Source organism: Pseudoalteromonas sp. NFXS53, from assembly GCF_056629255.1.
This window is the reverse complement of record NZ_JBWVBR010000010.1, coordinates 87,834-109,130: the sequence shown is the minus strand read 5'-3', so window position 1 is coordinate 109,130 and position 21,297 is coordinate 87,834. Positions and strand designations below refer to the sequence as shown.

Below are 21,297 nucleotides of genomic sequence, written 5' to 3'. Positions count from 1 at the left end.
GTATTAATTAAACTCTAAAAGCCCCTTGCACGGCTGCGCACACATACACGTCGGCTTTTAACCCGGTCTGTTTTTGGTACTCAGCTTTAACAGTCTGAGTTACTGCTTCGACCAAGGTTTTTGGCATCACGGCTACCACGCAACCACCAAAGCCGCCGCCTGTCATCCGTGCGCCTCCTTGCTCAGCAATTTGTGATTGCATCAGCGCGACCAAGTAATCAATTTCGGCTGTGCTGGTGCCAAAATCATCTTTTAATGAACTATGTGATGCATTCATTAAACGCCCTAATTTGCTGATATCATTTGCTTTAAGTGCCTTTAATGCGTTTAAGGTTCGCTGATTTTCAGTGATCACATGCCTTGCTCTTTTATAGTCCAACTCAGGCAAGTTTGCCTGCTCTGACTCTAATTCAGCCAAAGTCACCACTCGTAGTGCTGGAGCATTAAAGTGCTTGGCCACTCGCTCGCATTGCTCGCGTCTTTGGTTATATTCACTCTCAACAAGGCCGCGTTTGACGTTTGAATTAACAATCACAATGGCTAAGTTTTCTGGAATGGGCGCGTCTTGAAAGGTTAAATCCTGGCAATCGAGTAACATGGCATGACTATACGCGCCCATTGCCGAAATACTCTGATCCATAATCCCGCAGTTACAGCCTACAAATTCATTTTCGGCTTGTTGCGCGAGCTTAGCCGCTGTAAAACCGTCTATCTGTAACTCAAATAAATCCGAAAACGCTTTGATCAAAGCGACTTGCAAACTGGCCGACGAGCTTAACCCCGCCCCTTGCGGCACGTTACCTGAGATGACGATGTCAGTGCCTTGTAGTGTAAAGCCGGCTTTTTGCAGGATATACACCACCCCAGCGACATAATTCACCCACATCAAATCAGGATTGAATAAAAGTTCTGTTAGCTCGAACTCGCATATTTGATTATCTAGGTCATGCGCTAACACCCGCATTGTGTTGTCATCACGCTTTGCAATGGCCACATCAGTGCCAAAGTTAATTGCAGCAGGCAGCACAAACCCCAAATTGTAATCGGTATGATCGCCAATTAAGTTTACTCGCCCGGGTGCGTGGCTCACTTGCTCGGCTTGATAACCAAACTGCTTGGCAAAAACCTGTTTAATCATTTCAGTACGGCACATTATTTTTCTCGCTGTAATGCGTTAGAGGCTGAGCGCGTAATCTTTCAGCCGCTTGTTCTGGGGTTAAATCGCGCTGTGGCTCTGCTAACATTTCATAGCCCACCATAAACTTACGAACACTGGCTGAGCGAAGTAAAGGCGGGAAAAAGCTCGCATGTAGTGTCCACTCTGGATGCTCTTGTCCATCAAATGGCGCACCATGCCAGCCCATTGAATAAGCGAACGCGCATTCAAACAAGTTGTCATATTTAATGGTCAATTCAGAAAGAATAGCCGCTAGACTAAGTCCTTGCGACTCAGTAAGTTGTGTCATACGCTGCACCGAAAAGCGCGGTAACAATAGGGTTTCAAACGGCCATGCCGCCCAAAATGGTACCACCACCAGCCAATCATCATTAATAGCGACGATGCGTGTTTGTTGCTGAATTTCTCTGGCCACATAATCGGCGAGTAAATTCCCGCCTCGCTCTGTAAAATACTGAGTTTGCGCTTGCTGCTTTTTTTCAACCAAGGTCGGTAAAGACTGCTGCGCCCAAACTTGTCCGTGAGGGTGCGGGTTTGAGCATCCCATCATCGCGCCTTTGTTTTCAAACACCTGTACCCAATGATAGATTTCACCAAGTTCACTATATTGCGCCTGCCAGGTTTGCACCACTTTATGAATTTGTTCAACCGAAAGCTGCGCCAATGTCTTACTGTGATCCGGTGAAAAACAAATAACACGACTTTCACCTTGTTCAGACTGCATGGAAAATAAAGGGTCGTCGCAGTGATTAACTGGCAGCTCACTGTGTAGTGCCGCAAAGTCATTGTTAAATACAAAGGTATGAGCGTAATGAGGGTTTTGCTCACCATTAATACGTGTATTACCAGCACACAAATAACAACTTTCATCGTACGATTCAGTTGCTAATACTTGCTGCTTTTCTGTTTGCCCCTGCCATGGTCTTTTGGCTCTATGGGGCGATACCAACACCCACTCATTGGTGAGCGGATTTAACCGCCTATGGGGGTGCTCTGTTGCATCAAATGTCATGCTTAAATCACAAAAGGATAATGTATACAAAAAATGTAAACGGTTACATTTTTTTTAGCAAGTAAATTTACTTAAAAAAATCACTCTGCTACCATCGCTCGAATTAAGCCTTTTTTAAGCGAATAAAACATGGCCACCATTAAAGACGTTGCCCGAGAAGCCAAGGTATCTATTGCCACCGTGTCTCGCGTGATAAACCAAGATGACAAAGTAAGAGACAAAACCCGCGAGCATGTACTGGCGGTGATGAAATCCTTAGGTTATCAGGTAAACGTCAATGCGCGCGCACTCTCCACACAAAAGACAGCCACACTCGGCTTAGTGGTGCCCGACATCAGCGATCCATTTTTTGCCTGCTTAGCAAAAGGCGTCGATAGCATAGCCCGTCAGCATCAAAGCCAAGTACTGCTGAGCACCGCCCAAAACAGTAGCGATTCAGAGCAACAAGCCATTGACTCATTATTACAACGCCGTTGTGATGGCATAATTTTGTACTGTACGCACTTAGCCGATAGTGTATTAATCGATATCGTAGAGCGCTATTCAAACGTGGTCGTAGTGGCACGAAATATTCCAGAAATAGCCGAGAACTGCATTTACCTCGACGATGAACTCGGAGGCCAATTGGCCGCTGAGCACCTACTCGCCTTAGGCCACAGCCGTTTTGCAAGCATTATGAGTGAACTGCCGATTGAAGATCCCAAACACAGGCTGTCGGGGTTCAAAACGGCTTTAGGTAAGCCAGCATTTGCATTAACTGCAGAGCAAGTTACTTATGGCACACCAGATCAGCTCGGTGGCGAGCTGGCAGTAAATACCTTACTCAAAAATCAGCAAACTTTTACGGCACTTTTCGCCTACAACGATGCCATGGCAATTGGTGCAATTTCGGCCCTAGAAGAAGCGGGCTTTAAAGTGCCTGACGATATTTCGGTGATTGGCTTTGATGATATTTACCTTGCTCATTACAGCAGACCTAAGCTCACCACCTTGCACTACCCTGTCGAAGCCATCGCCAAACATGCTGCACTGCTGGCCATTAATAAGCACTCTAATAAGCACTCTCAGTTGGATAAAACAGCACATTCGCATCGCTATCAGCCAACATTAGTCGAGCGACAATCAACCGCATTTGCGCCAACTTCGGTTAAAAGAAAACACCAAAATAAAAGCCAAATAGATCGGCAAAATTAAAGTTTAATCTAAGGTTAGCTAGCAAAAACAGAGCAACATAAAGCCTTAGGAAAAGAACTATACAAAACAATTGTATATTGTATTTAAAGCATAATTTTAAAAATAAACAACACAGCTAAGATGACAACAATGAAAAACAAACCTTTTGTAATATTTAGCCTAAGCATGCTCACCACTCTGCTATGTCAGAGCGTTTTCGCCAAAGCACCATGGCAAGACCATCAAGTGTTTGCCATCAATAAACAAGCACCGCGTGCCTCTGGGTTTAGCTATCAAAGCTTAGCGGGCGCCATGCAAGATGACCCTGCTCAAAGCGATAACTATTTGCCACTTAATGGCATGTGGCAATTTCACTGGCAACGCTCTGCGATTAATCCACCAAAAGGGTTTGAACAGCCTAATTTTGATGATTCTAGCTGGGGGCAAATTCCCGTACCGGGCAACTGGGAGGTTGAGGGCTATGGCTACCCGATTTACTTAGATGAGCGCTTTCCGTTCACCACCAAATGGCCTGATGTTCCGCTTGAGTACAACCCAACTGGCTCGTATCGAAAGCCCTTTACCTTGCCTGAGTCGTGGCAAAATAAACAAGTGTTTTTACATGTAGGCGCTGCAAAATCGTCGCTCGATGTGTGGCTAAATGGTGAAAAGGTCGGCTTTAGCCAAGGCGCAAAAACCCCAGCTGAGTTTGATATTACCGAGTTTGTGCAACAAGGCGATAACTTACTTGCGCTTAGGTTACGCCGTTGGAGTGACGCCAGTTATCTAGAAAGCCAAGATATGTTGAGAATTTCAGGCATTGAGCGCGACGTCTATTTATACGCCACGCCAAAACAGCATATTTTTGATTTTCATGCCAAACCACGTTTAAACAAACGCTTTGATAAAGGCACATTAGAACTTGAGTTAGACGTTAAAAACTATCAAAAAAATAACGCTCAACTCAGCGCAAAATTTGAGTTACTCGATCCTAAAGCAAACCATGCAGTTGTCGCCAAAGCCACAAAAAGCTTCACGGCAAACGCCATAGGCACACAACAAATCAGCTTTTCAGAGCACATAGCACACCCACAACTTTGGTCAGCAGAAACCCCAAACCTCTACACCCTAGTGATGAGTCTATACAATCAACAAGGTGAATTACTCGAAGTCGTGCGTGATGAGATCGGTTTTAGGCATATTGAGATTGTAAATAAACAACTGACTATCAATGGTAAGCCCATTGTTATACGCGGCGTTGACCGTCATGAAACCTCGCCAACTCGCGGCCATGTCGTCGACAAAGCGTCAATGGAGCAAGATATTAAACTGATGAAGCAGTTTAATATCAATGCGGTGCGCTCTAGTCACTATCCCAATCACCCATACTGGTATGATTTAACCGACAAATATGGCTTATACGTTATCGATGAAGCAAACATCGAATCGCACCCGCTTGCCATTGACGAGAAAACCCAGCTTGGTAATGAAATGAGTTGGTTGCCTGCACACCTTGACCGCACCCAACGTATGTTTGAGCGTGATAAAAATCACCCTTCTATCATCATTTGGTCATTAGGCAACGAAGCTGGCCATGGCGAGGTATTTGCCAACACCTATCAATGGTTAAAAGACAATGATGATCTGCGCGTGGTGCAATACGAGCCAGCCGAGCTTGAGCATTACACCGATATCTTTGCGCCTATGTATCCGTCAATCGAAAAACTGGTTAACTACGCCAGCAATAACCCAGATAGACCCGCCATTATGATTGAATACGCCCATGCTATGGGCAACTCTGTAGGCAATTTGCAAGACTATTGGGATGCCATTGAAAAGTACGAGGTACTACAAGGGGGCTTTATTTGGGACTGGGTTGACCAATCTCTAGAATACCGCAATGAATTTGGTGAAACATATTTTGCTTATGGCAAAGACTTCCACCCGACTCTGCCAACCGATGGCAACTTTTTAAATAACGGCCTAATGAACCCAAACCGAGAGCCTCATCCGCACGCTTTTGAAGTGAAAAAGGTTTACCAACCAGTTAAATTTACTGCGCATAATCTGCTTAAAGGACAAGTCACTGTACAAAATAAATTCTTATTCACGGACTTAAAAAAGTATGACCTACGCTGGAGAATTGAAGCGGATGGAGAAACCGTTAAACAAGGCCACAGCGCCATGCCAAGCGTGCAGCCGAGCAAAACCGCCATACTGAATTTTGATATTCAAGGCCTGCCTGCTTACAGCGACAAAGAGTACTTTGTCACCCTGAGCATGCACGCCAGAGCACAAGAGCCGCTATTGCCGCTTGGTCATGAAATTGCCTTTGAACAATTCAAACTGCCTGTATCACAATTACAATCAACGGCTAAAAGAACTAACAAGCCACTAAAACCAAGTTATGCACATCAAAAAGACGTGCTGATCGCTGAGGCAGCGGGCACTCAGCTTAGCTTTGATAAACGCACAGGTTGGTTACAGCAACTCACTTTTAACAACAAAGCGATACTTACGCGCCCACTTAAAGCAAACTTCTGGCGAGCACCAACTGACAACGACTTAGGTAATAACCTGCAAGTACGAGCGGCCATGTGGCAAAGCGCAACAGACAGATTCAAACTCATCGCCTTACAAGCCAAGTCATCGGGCGTCACTGCGCGCTATCAATCACCGGATTTTACAGGGAGTTTAGTGCTGAATTATCAGATCACAACACAAGGTTTTGTGCAGGTTGATTACCAGCTCAATCTTGATGATAACCAAACCTTGCCCGATATCCCGCGTGTTGGCATGCAGTTAAGTACCCTAGGTGAATATAAAAATATGTCTTGGTTAGGCCGAGGTCCACACGAAAGTTACGCCGATAGAAAAACCTCAACGCGTATTTCTGTGTTCAACACACCTGTGACCGAGCAACAACATTACTACATTCGCCCGCAAGAGAACTCTAACCGCACCGAGGTGCGCTGGATGGCACTGCAAAACGCGCGAGGCGAAGGGCTACTTGCGGTAGGCGACAAGGTATTGAATGCCAGTGCGTGGCCTTACCTGCAAGCCGATATAGATTTTAACTCGGGCGATGCCAGTGCATCGGCATCAGGGCTAGTACCGGTAACCACCAAGCACGCCATTGATGTGCCTGTGCGCGACCTTGTCACCCTGAATATTGACCATGAGCAAATGGGTGTGGGCGGTGATACCTCATGGGGTCGCCTTGTTCACAAGCAATACCGCATTGCCGCTGAAAGTCAGCAATATCGCTTTACCCTTGCACCGCTTTCTAGTGATAAAAATGCCGCTGCATTAGCCCGTAAAATTAAAGTAAGTTACGGTGAATAAACCATGAAGAATCCTTTTATGATAACTGTAAATACATTGCTTATAGGCTTGCTTAGCACACTTTTTTGCACACAAAGCCAAGCGAGCAATAAGCATTTGCAAAACACCCTAACTCGAATTGGCGAGCCAAACATGATGAAGCCCGCCGATAAGTTTGGTCATAGCCCATCTAACCCGCTCTTTGACGCGGGCGCTTGGCACGGGCATTTGTTGCCAAGCTCCGCCGGTGAGCTGGGTGGTTTTACCGGTCATGCACTCATTCAAGAAGAGTATTTGATTTATCTCGCCAAACACTTTGATCGCTTGCAGGTGTTTAAAAATGGCAAAAAGCTCAAACTTACAGGTACGGTGCAGAGTGAGCCGGGCAAACTTATTCAGCATCTTAAAGCCGAAGACGTAACCGTCACCCTCACTTTGATGTTTGTTGGCCCGCGTACTTCTTTGGTTGAAACTAAAATAGAAAGCGACAGCCCGCTAACTTTAAAATTTGACGGCGAGCTACTTACGCAATTTGATAAAAAACGCACGCTTGAACAAGCTCACCCACAACTGCAACCTAACCTAAAAGCAACGCCACAAGGGATCACCGTACATTTTAATCAAGTCCGTTCGCCTTATAGTGTACTTACCTCGGGCAGCTCGGCCTATCTGATGAGTAAATCTTTAGCTACCACCACACGCATTCAAGGACAAAGCTACAGCAGCCAAGTTGATATCAAGGGCACAACAAGGTTTTATACTCTATTCAGCCATGTTCTGAACGCACAAGAGCACACCAAGGTTAAACAGCGCCATCAAGCAATCCTCGAAGCGCCTAAAGAATTTATGCAGGCAAGCCAGGTCCGCTGGCAGCAATACCTTATGCCTTTACAGCAACTAGAGCATCCTGCTCAGCAGCGCTTAATGGCCAAATCAATTGAGACCTTAATAGGTAATTGGCGCAGTCCGGCAGGTGCTATCACCACCGACACAGTTAGTCCATCGGTCACCGCGCGTTGGTTCTCCGGTAATTTAACTTGGCCTTGGGATACATGGAAGCAAGCCTATGCGCTCAGCGACTTTCACCCTCAATTAGCGAAAGCCAATATTGATACGGTATTCAAGCAACAAATACAAACTGGCGATACAGTCAGACCGCAAGATACCGGCTTTTTGCCCGACCTAATCGGCTACAACCTAAGTCGAGAGCGCGGCGGTGACAGTGGCAATTGGAATGAGCGCAATACCAAACCAAGCCTTGCTGCTTGGGCGGTATTAAAAGCTTATGAGAGCGACCAAGATAAAGCATGGTTGGCAACCCTTTACCCAAAACTCAAAGCATATCGTGCATGGTGGCTGCGCAATCGTGACCACAACCAAAATGGTGTTCCTGAGTATGGTGCAACTCTCGATAAGGCTCACAACAATGAGCAAGGTGAATTGTTATTTATCCACCAGCAGGGCAAGACAAAAACCACCAAATACGGGCTTGCACACTATCGCAAACTATTAGCGCAGGGTGAGCAAGTTTTTGCCCCAGCACAAACTGCAGCCTCCTGGGAGTCAGGCCGAGATGATGCTGCCACCTTTGGCTTTATCAGCAAAGCCCAACTTGCAGATTATGTAAAGCAAGGCGGTGATGCCGCTGATTGGCAAGTAGATTTTGCTCAAAACCGTGATAACACAGGTAAGTTACTTGGCTATTCTTTGCTGCAAGAGTCGGTAGACCAAGCCAGTTACTTTTATACCGATACCCTGTATTTGGCGAAAATCGCAAACATCCTCAACTTACCTAACGAAGCTAAACAGTTTGAAGCTGATGCAAAACAAGTAAAAAGCTATATTAATCAGTGTATGTTCGATGCCAACACGGGCTTTTATTACGATATTCGCATTAACAATACGCCACTTAAAAATGGCTGTGCTGGCAAACCTATCGTTGAGCGAGGCATGGGCCCTGAAGGGTGGTCACCGCTGTTTAATAGAGTGGCAACAGCCACACAAGCGAAACAAGTTCGTGATGTGATGATGAACCCAGAGACCTTTTACAGCAAAGTACCGCTTGGTACAGCTGCCAAAAATAATCCAGCGTATGGCCCCAACATCTACTGGCGAGGTCGTGTATGGGTCGACCAATTTTACTTTGGTGTAAAAGGGTTACAACATTACGGCTATGAACAAGAAGCAAAACAACTTGTAAAGCGCTTTTTGACCAATGCCGATGGCTTAATGGAAAACGCCCCCATTCGTGAGAACTACAACCCAGAAACCGGTGAGCAACAAGGTGCGCCTAACTTCTCTTGGAGTGCCGCACATATATTCATGCTGCTGAATGAGGGATTTGCTCAGGAATAAACAACTGTAAAATGGCATTTCCTAAAACCTTTACTATGCTAAAAAATGCAACAGTCTAAATTTTAGGTTTGTCATTATGAAACCCAGTATTTTAGCAAGCGCTTTATTCCTTGCGCTTGCTACTCATTCACATGCCAGCCCAGATCAACACCGTTACATTATTCAAGTTGATAATGGCAACAAAGGACTTGTTACAGCTTTAACTAAGCAAATGGGCGGTGAGCTTAAGCTCTCCTCAAATGGTTTTATCGCCGCATCTTTTAACGGTAAAGACATAAACCAAGTCAGAGGGTTACTCAATCACCCAGCCATTAAACTCATCGAGCAAGACCATCCCAGAGCCCCCTTTGCATTGTTTAATGATGATGCGGGCGATCCCATGTCGATGCAGCTCACCCCCTATGCCGTTTATCAATCTCAAGCCGATCAACTCACTTTTAACATCAACAGCGATATCAAAGTATGCGTGATTGATTCAGGTCTTGATATCAGTAACAGCGATTTTAATTGGGGCACAATCACAGGTGATAACGATTCAGGCACCGGGAATTGGTATGAAAATGGCGGGCCACACGGCACCCATGTCGCGGGTACTATTGCCGCAGAAAACAACCAAGTTGGTGTAGTGGGTATGGCGCCAGATGTGCCTTTACACATTATAAAAGTATTCAATGCCAGTGGCTGGGGCTATTCATCTGATTTAGCCCATGCCACCAATTTATGTGCCCAAGCTGGCGCCAATATCATCAATATGAGTTTAGGTGGAGGAGGCGCAAACAGTACTGAATCCAATGCTTTTCAGGGGTTTGTCGATAACGGCGGCCTGATTGTCGCCGCCGCAGGCAATGACGGTAATAGTGTGCGCAGTTACCCAGCAGGTTACGGCTCGGTGATGATGATAGGTGCCAATGATGCCAACAATCAAATCGCCGATTTTTCGCAATTTCCCAGCTGCTTAACTGGTCGTGGGAAAAAGCAAAGAACGGATGAAACCATTTGCGTTGAAGTCACCGCAGGCGGGGTCGACACCCTGTCAACTTACCCTGCAGGTATGGCAACCAATGCGAGTCTTGCCCTTGATGGCGTCACAATAAGCGCGGCTGCTATGGAAAACAATGGCAATGCACAAGCTTCAGGCTATTTTATGGACACTGCCGAAAGTATAGATATCGGTGCTCAAGGTAAAGTCTGTGTTATCGACCGCGGTAATATTAGCTTTCACGATAAGGTACTAAACTGTGAAAACTCAGGCGGGATCGGCGCTGTTATTATTAATAATGAACCGGGTATGCTCTATGGTACGTTGGGCGATCCGAATCTCACTAGCATTCCTGCCGTTGGTACAGCCCTTGAAGATCGCAACCAAATTTTGGCAGCTACTTCGATTAGTTTAAACATAGGCGCCAGTGACTATGGGTTTATGAGTGGCACCTCGATGGCAACGCCTGCGGTTGCTGGCGTCGCGGCCTTAGTTTGGTCTAATCACCCAGATTGCTCCGGCGAAGACATTCGCAGCGCGTTAAAAGTCACGGCGTTAGACGCGGGAGCTGCTGGGAAAGACGTCTACTTTGGCTATGGTATAGTGCAAGCCAAAGCCATGGACACCTATTTAATCGATAACCCCTGCTCGGGTGGCAGCACTGGCGGTGGAGGTGATTTATCTCTGAGTTTAAATGGCTACAAAGTAAAAGGCAGTAAAGTTGTAGACCTGACTTGGGCTGGTAGCAGTACCGATAATGTAGATATATATCGCGACGGTAGCTTAATAGTGCAAACCGAGAATGATGGGTTTTATACCGACAATATAGGCGGTAAAGGCGGTGGCAGCTATAGCTATCAAGTTTGTGAAGCTGGCACGAGTGTTTGCTCGTCCACTATGACGTTTACTTTTTAAAAGTAGTCTGTAGCGTCCATTACAAGAAGTTCAACGGCGTTAAAACAAAACAACGAAATAATAAAAAGGCGATGACCTATTAAAATCATCGCCTTTTTCAACTCATTGTTTATGTCTCAAGTTATTTAATCGATAGCGATAAGAAACGTTCGATTTCGCCTAGCTTTTGCGGTTTTTCAATCGCAGGGCTAATGTAACTCGGCGCTTTTAAAATCGATTTATTAATTAAACTCGTCACCACATCCAGCTGCTCTAGCGACACTTTACCACTGAGTAAATTTATAAAGTCATCACGGGTTTCGTAAGCGTGTAGAATTTGATGGAAGCCTTTTAGATATAAATAATCTTTGGTAAAACCACCGCCTCGATAAACACGTGCTGTAATCGTAAACGCCAACTGTTCACTGACATTATATTGCTCAAGTAACATGTGATAAGTACGTTTAAAGTCGCGCTCATCTAGCATAGATTTCACTGCAAGTACTCTCAACGCCAAGATTTTTAAGCGCGATACCGTTAAGTTACCCGATAGAAACTCACATAAAATGGCGATGCCTTCTTGACTTGTGGTATTCACCGGACTCCCCAAAGAGAGTACCTTTAAGGGCTGAGTTTGAGCATTCAGGGTCGTCACTAAGTGCACACCTAATTCATGATGTGCAAGGGCTGCTACTTCTTTTTCGCCTAAACTGGCCGCCGCATTAATCTTAACTTTAGTGCCAGATACCAAAGCATTGGCGATCATAGAACCATCAACCACTAACTCATAGCGATATCCATGGGTTTGAGCAAACTCATGCATTTGTGCAACAATCGCATCAGCATTGAGCAAGTTCCCTGATGACTTAGAGAGAGAATCAGGCACATGCAACACAAACTGAGCGTTGCGAATGTCTTTATCTGAAGGCTCGCCGTAATAACGCAGCGAGTCATACATAAATTGTTCGCTGCCTACCGAACGAAACTGATCAAGCTTATCGGCATAAGACTCTATCACTTCGCTGTAAAGCTGCGTTAAGTCATCATCCCTTAAGGTTTCCACCGGTAACTGATAAAGCTCTCGTTTTTTAGCAAACACATTGAACTGGTTTTCTTTATATAAGAAGTTCGGATTCTCGGTCGCATTACCTGCAAAAAATCTTGCTCTTTCTTCTTGGTAGTTAATCGGTGCAACGGAATCAAGTATATCTATTCCTTGTACCATGGCATGTAGCGCCTGATCTAAGCTTTGCAACTTCGCATTTTGTTCAACTGTTAACATACTTAACTCCAAAGGCGCACTAATGCGCCTCGCTTTCACCATCGACAATTGCATTTTCTTCATTGTCGATATGTTGAGAAATTTCAGCTTCATCAGCGGTAAAATAGCCAATGTGGTACATAGCCTCACCTTCTTGCACCAGAGGGATATTTTGCTTACCGATGATGATCCCCTTACGAGGCGCTTTTACTTGCGCCAAGACTTCACCAAACGGGTCAACCACATCGGCCAGAACTGTGCCTTTCTCAACTTGCTCACCCAGTTCAAGCTTATGCGATACAAAGCCACTGGCTGTCGCCCTGATCCAATCAGAACTATGTGCAATAAACGGTAAGGTGCTACTTTTCTTCTTACGCGATTTTGGCAACATGTTTAAAGCCCGTAACACATTTAGCACCCCTCGATAGCCAATGTGCACAGAAAACTCATCAGTGCGCAGCGCCTCACCCGCTTCATAAACCATGATTTTTGTGCCTGACTTTGCCGCAGCTTCTCGCAAGGAGCCTTTCGGATTTGCGGTATTAATCACCACAGGCGCACCAAACGCATTGGCTAAGCCACTTAAATCTGCCTCGTCTAAATTTGCTCTGATCTGTGGCAAATTAGAGCGATGAATCGCGCCAGTATGCAAGTCGATGCCATAGTCACAATGCAACACACATTGATTTAAGAAAATATTCGCCAAGCGTGATGCCAACGAGCCTTTTGCCGAGCCCGGAAAGCTGCGATTTAAATCGCGTCTATCGGGCAAATAGCGACTTTGGTTTATCACCCCGTATACGTTTACCATGGGTACTGCAATCACAGTACCGCAAGATGGCTTAAGCTTCTTATCGCGAATTAAGCGATGAATAATTTCAATACCGTTAAGTTCATCACCATGCACCGCTGCGCAAATTAATACCGTTGGCCCTGCTTTTTTAGAGCGACTGATAAAAACAGGAAGAGAAACTTCCGCATCGGTATACAGCTTGGCCACTGGCAACATGACTTTTGCACTCTGCCCCGCTTTGATACAGTGCTCACCAATTACAATGTCTTCAGGTAATGCCATTAATTTAGACTCCTCACCCCACCGCTAATTTTCTTGGCGGTGACACGTCATTCTTTTTCTCAATAAACTCATAGAGTTTAGCTGCTACATCTAAACCCGTTGCTTTTTCGATGCCTTCAAGACCAGGCGATGAATTTACCTCCATCACCATAGGACCATTGTGCGAGCGAAGTAAGTCAACGCCACAGAAGTTCAAGCCCATCACTTTCGCGGCACGCACTGCGGTTTCACGCTCTTCTTTGCTAAGCTTTACAATTTCTGCACAGCCGCCGCGATGTAAGTTTGAACGAAACTCACCTTCTGCTGCCTGACGCTTCATTGCCGCAACGACTTTGCCGCCAACCACTAAGCAACGAATATCAGCTCCGCCCGCTTCTTTAATATATTCCTGAACTAAGATATTGGCTTTTAGACCCATAAAAGCTTCGATGATGCTTTCTGCTGCCTTTGACGTATCAGCTAATACAACACCAATGCCTTGCGTACCTTCAAGTAATTTAATTACCAGAGGCGCACCACCGACGTTTTTGATTAAGTCTTTAATATTGCCAGGCTTACTTGCAAAGCCGGTACGCGGTAAGCCAATACCACGTCGCGATAATAATTGTAATGAACGTAATTTGTCTCTCGAGCGGCTAATTGCCACCGACTCGTTCACGTTAAATGTGCCCATCATTTCAAACTGGCGCGCAACTGCTGTGCCGTAAAACGTAATTGATGAACCAATACGCGGAATAATCGCATCGTATTTAGGTAATTCTTCACCGTGGTAACGCACAGTTGGGCGGCTACTGGTGATATCCATGTAGCAATGTAAAGTGTCGATAACGTCGACCTCATGCCCACGAGCAAGTCCCGACTCTAATAAACGTTTAGTAGAGTAAAGTTCAGGTCCACAAGAAAGAATGGCAATTTTCATGTTCTTTTCCAAAAAAGTTAAATGTCAGTGTGTGAATACGGGAGCAAATGTAGGACAAACAATTTGAAAAGAAAAACTAAATAAAATAACCTTATTGAATAAAATTTTTTATCAATAAATCCGAGATAAACCATGCGTACTGAACTGCTAATGACATTTTTAGAAGTCAGCCGAACATTGCACTTTAGAGTGGCTGCTGAAAATTTATTTGTGACTCAAGCTGCAGTCAGTGCACGCATTAAACTGTTAGAAGAAGATCTTGGTGTACTGCTTTTTGATAGAGCAAACAAACGCTTAAAGCTCACTGCTGAAGGCCATAAACTGGTTAAGCACGCTAACGAAATTCTCACTATGTGGCAAAAGGTCAAGCAAGATGTCGGGGTTGGCGATGCCAGTTCAACTCAATTATTTGTCGGTGCCATGATGTCAATTTGGGATATGGTTTTACACGACTGGCTACAGAAAATTCATCGTAATCTAGACGACGTTAACCTATTCACGCAAACCTATTCACCGCTTGAATTACGCAAACAAGTGCAAAATCGCATGGTTGATATTGCTTTCTTATTTGAGCCGCCTTTTATTGATGACATCGAAGCCAAAAAAGTGGCTACAATTCCCCTTAAACTGGTATCAACTCAAGCAGTAAACCGCATTGAAGAGTTAGAAAACTGGGTTATGGTGGACTACGGCGAATCTATTAATAGCCAGGTAATAAAAGACTTTGGTGATGCACTGAATACCCGCCATCATATGAACCAACCGCGTATTGCTATGAATTTTATACTTGAAGCCGGTGGTGCAGCCTATTTGCCTAATCAAATGTGCTTTACAGAGCTCAGAAAACAAAAACTCTATTTAGTGCCTGAATCGCCCACTTATTACCGCGACGTTTATGCCATTTTCTTAGAGAAGAACCATAAGAAGCAGATCATTGAAGATGCCTTGCAGCTGTTTCCTTTTATCAGAGGTTGAGTTTAAATAAAAAAACCTATCAAAGAACGCTTACTGATAACTTAAATCTATCAAACTAAGAGACGAACAAAATTTAATTTCATAAAAATTAAAAAAGCCGCACTTAAAAAGTACGGCTTGGTTGCTTAACATTGTGACGTATTTGAATTAATCTTCAAACTTCACTTTCGTGGCCACTAACACTTGGTTCTCATTATAAAAGCCTTTCACTTCGACTTTTGCACCCTGCTTAAGATCAGTCGCTTCACCTTTTACAAAACGCGTGTTTACATTAGTGGTTATAGTTTTACCATCGACAACAAAGTCAGTTAATGAGGTAAATTGAGTAACTTCGCCTTCTACTTCAACTTCGTCGACTTCTTCAAACTCCACTTTTTTGGCGACGAGCACTTGGTCTTCATTAAGTGTGCCTTCAACTTCCAGCTCTACACCAAGCTGTAACATCGCCACCGAGCCATTTTTAAACTCAGTGCCATCTGTGGTAGTAACTTTCTGTTCACCAATAGCAAAGTCAGTAGATGAGACAAATTCTGTTACTTTACCTTCCACTTCGAATTCATCTTGCTCTTCGAATTCGACCTTTTTAGCTACAAGCGCACCGTCATTGTTGATTTCACCTTCAACCTCAACCTCGACATTAAGGGCTAAGTCTGACGCTGTACCATGTTTAAACTCCGTTTGGTCGTTGGTTACAATTACTTGCTCACCAACTTTGAATGACTGCGCTGAAGTAAATTCACTGATTTTACCTTCAATTTCTGCTTCGCGTTCATCACTGTCATCTTCTGAGTCCAGCTCAATTTTACGCGCCACAATCACGCCTTCTGCGTTTAACTCACCTTTAACTTCAACAGCCACACCAACCGCTAGCTGCTCAGGATTGAAACCTGCATAACGAGTATTAAGCTGTGTCGTTACTGCATGGCCGTTTACGCTAAACTCAGTTAAAGAGGTAAACGAGTCAATCACACCTTCAAGGTCGATATAGCGTTCTTCATCGGCGTCATCGTTATCAATCTCAACTTTAACTGCTAAGAAGGAGCCATCTTCTTGCTGCACAGCTTTTACTTCCACTTCATCCCCTTCGACTAATAACTCGAAGAACTCAGCTTGTAAAAGTGCATCACCATTACCTGCTTCAAACTTAGTCAGCTCAGAGGTTTCAATGCGAATATCTTCAACGGTAAAGCCCATCTCAGAAATCGCACTCGCTTCACCTTCAAGCTTATTCACAAACTCATCGGCATTCACATCAGCGGCAACCTTGAAGCGCTTCACTTGTCTGGCAACAACATCGTCTGCAACTTTTGCCGCTTTCACCACTAGCTTGTCGCCTTCGTTGATATCATCCAATCTGAAGCGACGTACTTTGGCTTTTGAAACATCAATAAATTGCGTAAACTCGTTAATGGTCACCGTTGTGCCCATTAATTCTAATTCGTTGTCGTCCTCATCTACCTCAGACACTAAACCTTCAAGTTTGAGTTTAGTTGCTTGCTTAAAGCGAATTAAGTGCGCCACCAGCTGGTTTTCTTCGTTTAACGCGCCACTGACAACCACTTGAATACCCTTTTGCAGATCTTCAAGCTTGCCCACTGCAAATACGGTTTGCTCGTTAGTGATAACTACTTGATCGTTCACTTCAAACAAGGATGCTGACTCGAAATCATCAATTTCACCTTCCACAAACACTTTTTGTCCTGCGGCAAATGGCATTGCTTTAACTTCAATTTCATCGGCGGTTAAAACATTATCGACAGGCTCACTTGAGGCTTTGATTTTAACCATGACCTCATTCCCAAGCTCGCCATCTACTTCTGCAGAGCTGTAATCAACAACTAAAGTACCGATGTTGAATTGTTTACTTTCCGTATTAAGCTCAGCCACTGTGCCTTTTAATTTAATATCTTCTGAATCCGATGACTTTTCAACACGGGTTGCAAGCCACTGCTCATCAGCATTTTGCTTGGCACTAACTTCGACATAATCACCGACTAGTAAAGCTTCAAAAGTAAGCTCATCATCAAATTCAGTGAATTCGTCCACATAATAAACTTGCCCTAAAACAGTGAATGATTGCTCAGCCAAGTTGATCTCTGAAACCGGTCCTTCAGCTGAGGCGTTATATTTAATTTTGCTCGCAGTCGGCGTTTCGCCATTGGCACCCATTTCACCTTCTAAGGTGACAACCATACCCACTTCTAGCGCATCTTCAGAATCGTTGTCTTTGTCATCAGTTGAGAAAGCGGCATTGTCGGTATTGAATCGCACACCATTGATATACACACTGCCAAAGCCCGTGATCACACCGCTGCTCACTATCGGCGCTTGGTATGCGACATCTAAGGTCGTAACTTGGTTTTCAGAAATAGTAATAGTTTGCTCAGAATTACTGGCAGAATAGGTTACGCCATTAACGGTAACGGCTGTGACCGCAACTGTGTAGTCACCAACAACAAGATCTTTTAGCTCTTCTGCGCCTGTCAGTGTTTTGCTGTAGCCATTCGGCCCAGATACAGTAATGTTCGCACTTGAATCACTTGGTAGACCTGAAATATTAACTTTAGCGCTGCCAACGGTTGCTTGAGGCTGCTGTTGTGTTGGTGGGTTTTGCTCTGAGTCATTACTACTACCACCTCCACACCCCATAATTGAGAGGGTTAAGAGTGATAAAGCGGTACCGGCTACAAACTTATTCATAATTACTCACCTTTATTCCATTTTGAGGAATTTGTTTTACTGACTATAGATTAATTCTGCCTCTAGAAACTAAAAGACAGATAAAATCAGACATAAGCACTATGGACCAGTGACTAGCACTGGACGCTAGGCGATCAGCTAAAGCTTATTGTCTAATTTGCTAAATAGTGAGCATGAAGATGACATAGTTTGTCTGAATGCTTTCTTAATACAAATCAAGAAAGCATCCTAAAGAATGTAATTAACCACCCAATCCCACCTTTTATAACTAAAAATGATTTTTAATTTAAAGTCTTATATCAAGCTTTTAAGTTTAAAAAATAGACTCAAACACCATAGAGACTCTTGGCCCCCACATCATCATGGCAGCTGCAATAACACCGATTAGCGTGATCACGGCCGCAACTGAGGTGGTTATAGCTGCAAGCCATTTCACGTTTTCGGTTTTACTGCGTTTCGCCCAAAAGATGAGTTCAGCAAATAACATAGGCAGCAAGTAACAGGCAAAAGATATTGTCAGATCCATTGGGCCATCAAGGTTATTATTATTGCCGTTTTGGCCTTGGTTAACTAAGTACCAGCCCATTAAAAATAAACGGAAAGTCCATACACCATTCACTAAGATAAAGGCATGCACCGCCCAGCGCTGATGCTGAGAAAATTGCTTTTTAACTGCGGTTTTCCAAGCAAAAAATATCGCAACTAATATAAGTACACCGTTAAGAGTGACACCTAACGCTCCTATGTCACTAAAGCGAATGCCTGCCCCCCAAGTTAAGTACAATCCCGTAACAGCACCTGACAGACCTAAAGCAAAAAATAGGCGACCATTCCAGCGGTGAAACTTAGGATAAGTTTTTCGTATTTTTGGAATAATTTGTAGCAAGCCACTGCTTGCCATAATCGCCGCTGGCAAAATATGACTAAAAAACATGATGGAATCAAAACCAACGCTGGTATCAAACCCTCTTGCAGGAGAGATTTCATCTGCCTGATGCACGGCTCCTATTAATAAAGGGATGGCATACAAACTGAGAATATAAACGGCAAACGCCCATTGACCTACCAATACAATACTGACCCAACTGGTGACGGCTTTTTTAAGTGCTGAATCGGCAGACATACCCCAGATATTTTTTTGATTAATGGTTAGCTGTTCCATAACACGCTCCTTACTCTAATGTTGATGTAAGCAGCTTGGCATTGGTGCGAAACTGGGTCGCACCGAATTTTAAAATCGGCCTATGTTTTAGTAATTATAGCTCTTATAGATTTAGCGAGTGAACACTCAAATCCCGCATAAAACCATGAAAATAAAGCTAACTTTTTTTACTCACCTCATTATCTAATAAAATACGACACGCTTTCTTACAAACGCGTAATTGAGACAGAACAAACGATTAGATAAACTCTGAGGTGTTACTTTGGAGCGCCCCTGATGACCTTATCAAACATTTATTCCATTCAGCTTATCGTGGCATTAACCTGCTTACTCGCCCAGTTATTGGTAAAAAACAAACATACGACACATATTTTATTTGCGGTATTTTGTGGCTCGGTTGCCATGGGCGTAATACAAAAATTATCTGCTGATAGCCTAGGGGCTTACCAATACCTAGTCGGGCTAGGAGCTTGTGCGACCTGCAACTGCTATTGGTTGTTTGTGCGTAGTTATTTTAGAGGGAGTAATGCCATCTCTATGCAACATATTGCACTTGCCATTGGCATTGCTATTTTGGTGATGATGAGCAAAAGCTATTTATTTGTCACTGAACTGTGGCACATAGATTCAAGCAGCTTAAGTTTTGCTAAGTATACGCTCACAGAAATCACTATTTTGCTGTCTTCTGCAATTATTGTTTTATCTATATGGGAAGCATTTAGAGGGTTTAATCAAGCCTCTAAGACCCAACAGAAACAGCGTGTGTTCTATTTGTGTGCCATCATTTCAGCGGTGCTTATTAGTAAAGTCGCCAAAGGCTACTTTGTAGACACACCGCATATAAAAGAAGCCATCATCGCCAGTATCACTATTTTTATGTTGCTTGTTACACAAACACTGATGTTTTGGCGCTTTAAATCTAGCTCCAGTCATAATCTTACTAACTCAAGAAACACAACGAAAGTGAGTGCTTTCAAACCAAAATTAAATGAAGCACAAATAAAAACGAGCTCTTTGGCAATGCAAACAGAAGAGTCGCAAAACATTAAACTGAAAGAGACCATTCAACAATTATTGATAGGTCAAAAGCTATATCTACAAGCAAATCTAAAAGTGGGGGATTTAGCCAAGCAACTCGACTTACCTGAGTATAAGGTCAGCCGCGTATTAAAAGAGGGTTTCGGTGCTCGAAACTTTAACCATTACATAAATCAACTCAGGGTCGAGCATGCCAAACAGCTACTCTCTGAGTGTGATAAATCGCATTGGCCTGTGTTAGTAATTGGCCTTGAAAGCGGTTTTGCGTCAGTTGGGCCATTTACTCGCGCTTTCAAACAGTTTACAGGGTCAACGCCCAACCAGTACCGACAGCTATCTAGCCTTAATAAAGCTCAGGTCGCTTAGCGACCTGATGCCAGTTTTTGGTTAACCCAAAGTGCGAACAAGATAATACTGCCACCGATGGCAAGCCTGAATAAATCGGCATCTCGGTTCCAAATAACCAAATTAACAAGTATACCCGCGGGAATAAGTACATTATTCATCACAGCCAGTGCGCCTACATCCACCAAGGTTGCACCTTTATTCCATGCAAAATAACCAAAGCCCGAGGCAACCAAACCAAGATAAATTAATATGCCCCACTGGGTGCTGGTCGTTGGTAGCTTGTCTGTATTGCCAAACAACAAAAAGCATAGCAAAGATACGACTAATGCACCGACAAAAAACCAACCAAACACGGTTTTGTGATCAAGCTCACTGTCTTGCATTAAACGCTTATAAGTCACTTGCCCCGTTGCGAAACAGAGATTAGCGCCTTGTACCAGCAACAACCCAAATAAGAACTCACCGTCTAGATTTTCATAACGAATGGCAACCGCACCTATTACGGCTATCACCGCAACCAGAAGGTATTTGCCGTTAAACTGCCTATCTAGCAGATCATTGAGTAAGGTGATATAAACCGGTGTCATCACAGTAAACAGCAATACCTCGGGCACACTCAAAAACAAAAACGAGTGATAGTAAAACCCGTACATTAAACCGAGTTGCACACCTCCGATGGCCATTAATTTAAAAATGAGATCTTTAGGAATGCGTGAGCGGATTAAAAAAGGGATAAACACACAAGTTGCGAGCGCCACTCGGCTAAAAGCGCTAAACCAAGCATCAACTTGCCCTGCCAAATACACGCCAATTAAACTAAAAGAAAACGCCCATAAACAGGTTACAAAGGCTAAATAAGACATCATAAAACCACATTATAATTTTCGCTTAGTAAACCATGAATA

General features: G+C 44.0%; 14 protein-coding genes. 6 read left to right on the top strand and 8 right to left on the bottom strand.

The window, feature by feature from the left end; genetic code table 11:
* Nucleotides 1–7: 7 nt before the first annotated feature.
* Both galK and AC1HJP_RS12380 read right to left on the bottom strand, forming a co-directional pair.
* The gene (gene galK, locus AC1HJP_RS12385) at nucleotides 8–1,138 is read right to left on the bottom strand and encodes a galactokinase (RefSeq protein WP_480362094.1); all 1,131 of its coding nucleotides are present in this window, start codon (nucleotides 1,136–1,138) and stop codon (nucleotides 8–10) included.
* A 1-nt stretch (nucleotide 1,139) separates the two neighbouring features.
* Nucleotides 1,140–2,189 carry a UDP-glucose--hexose-1-phosphate uridylyltransferase gene (locus tag AC1HJP_RS12380; RefSeq protein ID WP_480362093.1) on the bottom strand — a complete coding sequence of 350 codons (1,050 nt, stop codon included), beginning with the start codon at nucleotides 2,187–2,189 and terminating at the stop codon, nucleotides 1,140–1,142.
* Nucleotides 2,190–2,318: 129 nt separating this feature from the next.
* Between AC1HJP_RS12380 and AC1HJP_RS12375 the strand changes: the two genes are divergently transcribed.
* The 4 genes from AC1HJP_RS12375 (at nucleotide 2,319) to AC1HJP_RS12360 (ending at nucleotide 10,935) form a co-directional block, all read left to right on the top strand.
* On the top strand, nucleotides 2,319–3,383 hold the full coding sequence (locus AC1HJP_RS12375) for a LacI family DNA-binding transcriptional regulator (RefSeq protein ID WP_480362092.1): 1,065 nt from the start codon (nucleotides 2,319–2,321) through the stop codon (nucleotides 3,381–3,383).
* A gap of 129 nt (nucleotides 3,384–3,512) precedes the next feature.
* Nucleotides 3,513–6,707 (top strand): beta-galactosidase, LacZ type, encoded by a 3,195-nt coding sequence (gene lacZ / locus AC1HJP_RS12370; protein ID WP_480362091.1) that lies wholly within the window; start codon nucleotides 3,513–3,515, stop codon nucleotides 6,705–6,707.
* An 18-nt stretch (nucleotides 6,708–6,725) separates the two neighbouring features.
* On the top strand, nucleotides 6,726–9,041 hold the full coding sequence (gene ygjK / locus AC1HJP_RS12365) for an alpha-glucosidase (protein ID WP_480362090.1): 2,316 nt from the start codon (nucleotides 6,726–6,728) through the stop codon (nucleotides 9,039–9,041).
* A gap of 76 nt (nucleotides 9,042–9,117) precedes the next feature.
* Complete coding sequence (locus AC1HJP_RS12360) at nucleotides 9,118–10,935, top strand: S8 family serine peptidase (RefSeq protein ID WP_480362089.1); 1,818 nt, start codon at nucleotides 9,118–9,120, stop codon at nucleotides 10,933–10,935.
* Between the two features lie 121 nt (nucleotides 10,936–11,056).
* On the opposite strand, the gene AC1HJP_RS12355 is transcribed toward AC1HJP_RS12360, so the two are convergent.
* The 3 genes from AC1HJP_RS12355 to rimK are packed head-to-tail and all read right to left on the bottom strand — an operon-like array spanning nucleotide 11,057 to nucleotide 14,169.
* The gene (locus AC1HJP_RS12355; RefSeq protein WP_480362088.1) at nucleotides 11,057–12,196 is read right to left on the bottom strand and encodes a flavohemoglobin expression-modulating QEGLA motif protein; all 1,140 of its coding nucleotides are present in this window, start codon (nucleotides 12,194–12,196) and stop codon (nucleotides 11,057–11,059) included.
* A gap of 19 nt (nucleotides 12,197–12,215) precedes the next feature.
* Nucleotides 12,216–13,250 (bottom strand): succinylglutamate desuccinylase/aspartoacylase family protein, encoded by a 1,035-nt coding sequence (locus AC1HJP_RS12350; RefSeq protein ID WP_480362087.1) that lies wholly within the window; start codon nucleotides 13,248–13,250, stop codon nucleotides 12,216–12,218.
* Between the two features lie 13 nt (nucleotides 13,251–13,263).
* On the bottom strand, nucleotides 13,264–14,169 hold the full coding sequence (rimK, locus tag AC1HJP_RS12345) for a 30S ribosomal protein S6--L-glutamate ligase (RefSeq protein WP_480362086.1): 906 nt from the start codon (nucleotides 14,167–14,169) through the stop codon (nucleotides 13,264–13,266).
* A 132-nt stretch (nucleotides 14,170–14,301) separates the two neighbouring features.
* On the opposite strand from rimK, the gene AC1HJP_RS12340 reads away from it, so the two are divergent.
* On the top strand, nucleotides 14,302–15,144 hold the full coding sequence (locus AC1HJP_RS12340; RefSeq protein ID WP_480362085.1) for a LysR family transcriptional regulator: 843 nt from the start codon (nucleotides 14,302–14,304) through the stop codon (nucleotides 15,142–15,144).
* A 147-nt stretch (nucleotides 15,145–15,291) separates the two neighbouring features.
* Here AC1HJP_RS12340 and AC1HJP_RS12335 read toward each other — a convergent pair whose 3' ends face one another.
* Together AC1HJP_RS12335 and AC1HJP_RS12330 are read right to left on the bottom strand one after the other, a co-directional pair.
* Nucleotides 15,292–17,844: a DUF5666 domain-containing protein gene (locus AC1HJP_RS12335; RefSeq protein ID WP_480362084.1), complete on the bottom strand. Its 2,553-nt coding sequence runs from the start codon at nucleotides 17,842–17,844 to the stop codon at nucleotides 15,292–15,294.
* 313 nt (nucleotides 17,845–18,157) lie between these two features.
* The gene (locus tag AC1HJP_RS12330; protein WP_480362083.1) at nucleotides 18,158–19,006 is read right to left on the bottom strand and encodes a DUF2306 domain-containing protein; all 849 of its coding nucleotides are present in this window, start codon (nucleotides 19,004–19,006) and stop codon (nucleotides 18,158–18,160) included.
* A gap of 276 nt (nucleotides 19,007–19,282) precedes the next feature.
* On the opposite strand from AC1HJP_RS12330, the gene AC1HJP_RS12325 reads away from it, so the two are divergent.
* Nucleotides 19,283–20,410, top strand: a complete 1,128-nt coding sequence (locus tag AC1HJP_RS12325) for a helix-turn-helix domain-containing protein (protein ID WP_480362082.1) — start codon at nucleotides 19,283–19,285, stop codon at nucleotides 20,408–20,410.
* Here AC1HJP_RS12325 and AC1HJP_RS12320 read toward each other — a convergent pair.
* Nucleotides 20,407–21,255, bottom strand: coding sequence for a carboxylate/amino acid/amine transporter (locus tag AC1HJP_RS12320; RefSeq protein WP_480362133.1), 849 nt, complete (start codon nucleotides 21,253–21,255; stop codon nucleotides 20,407–20,409). The two genes, AC1HJP_RS12325 and AC1HJP_RS12320, sit on opposite strands and share 4 nt — an antisense overlap.
* Between the last annotated feature and the right edge of the window lie 42 nt (nucleotides 21,256–21,297).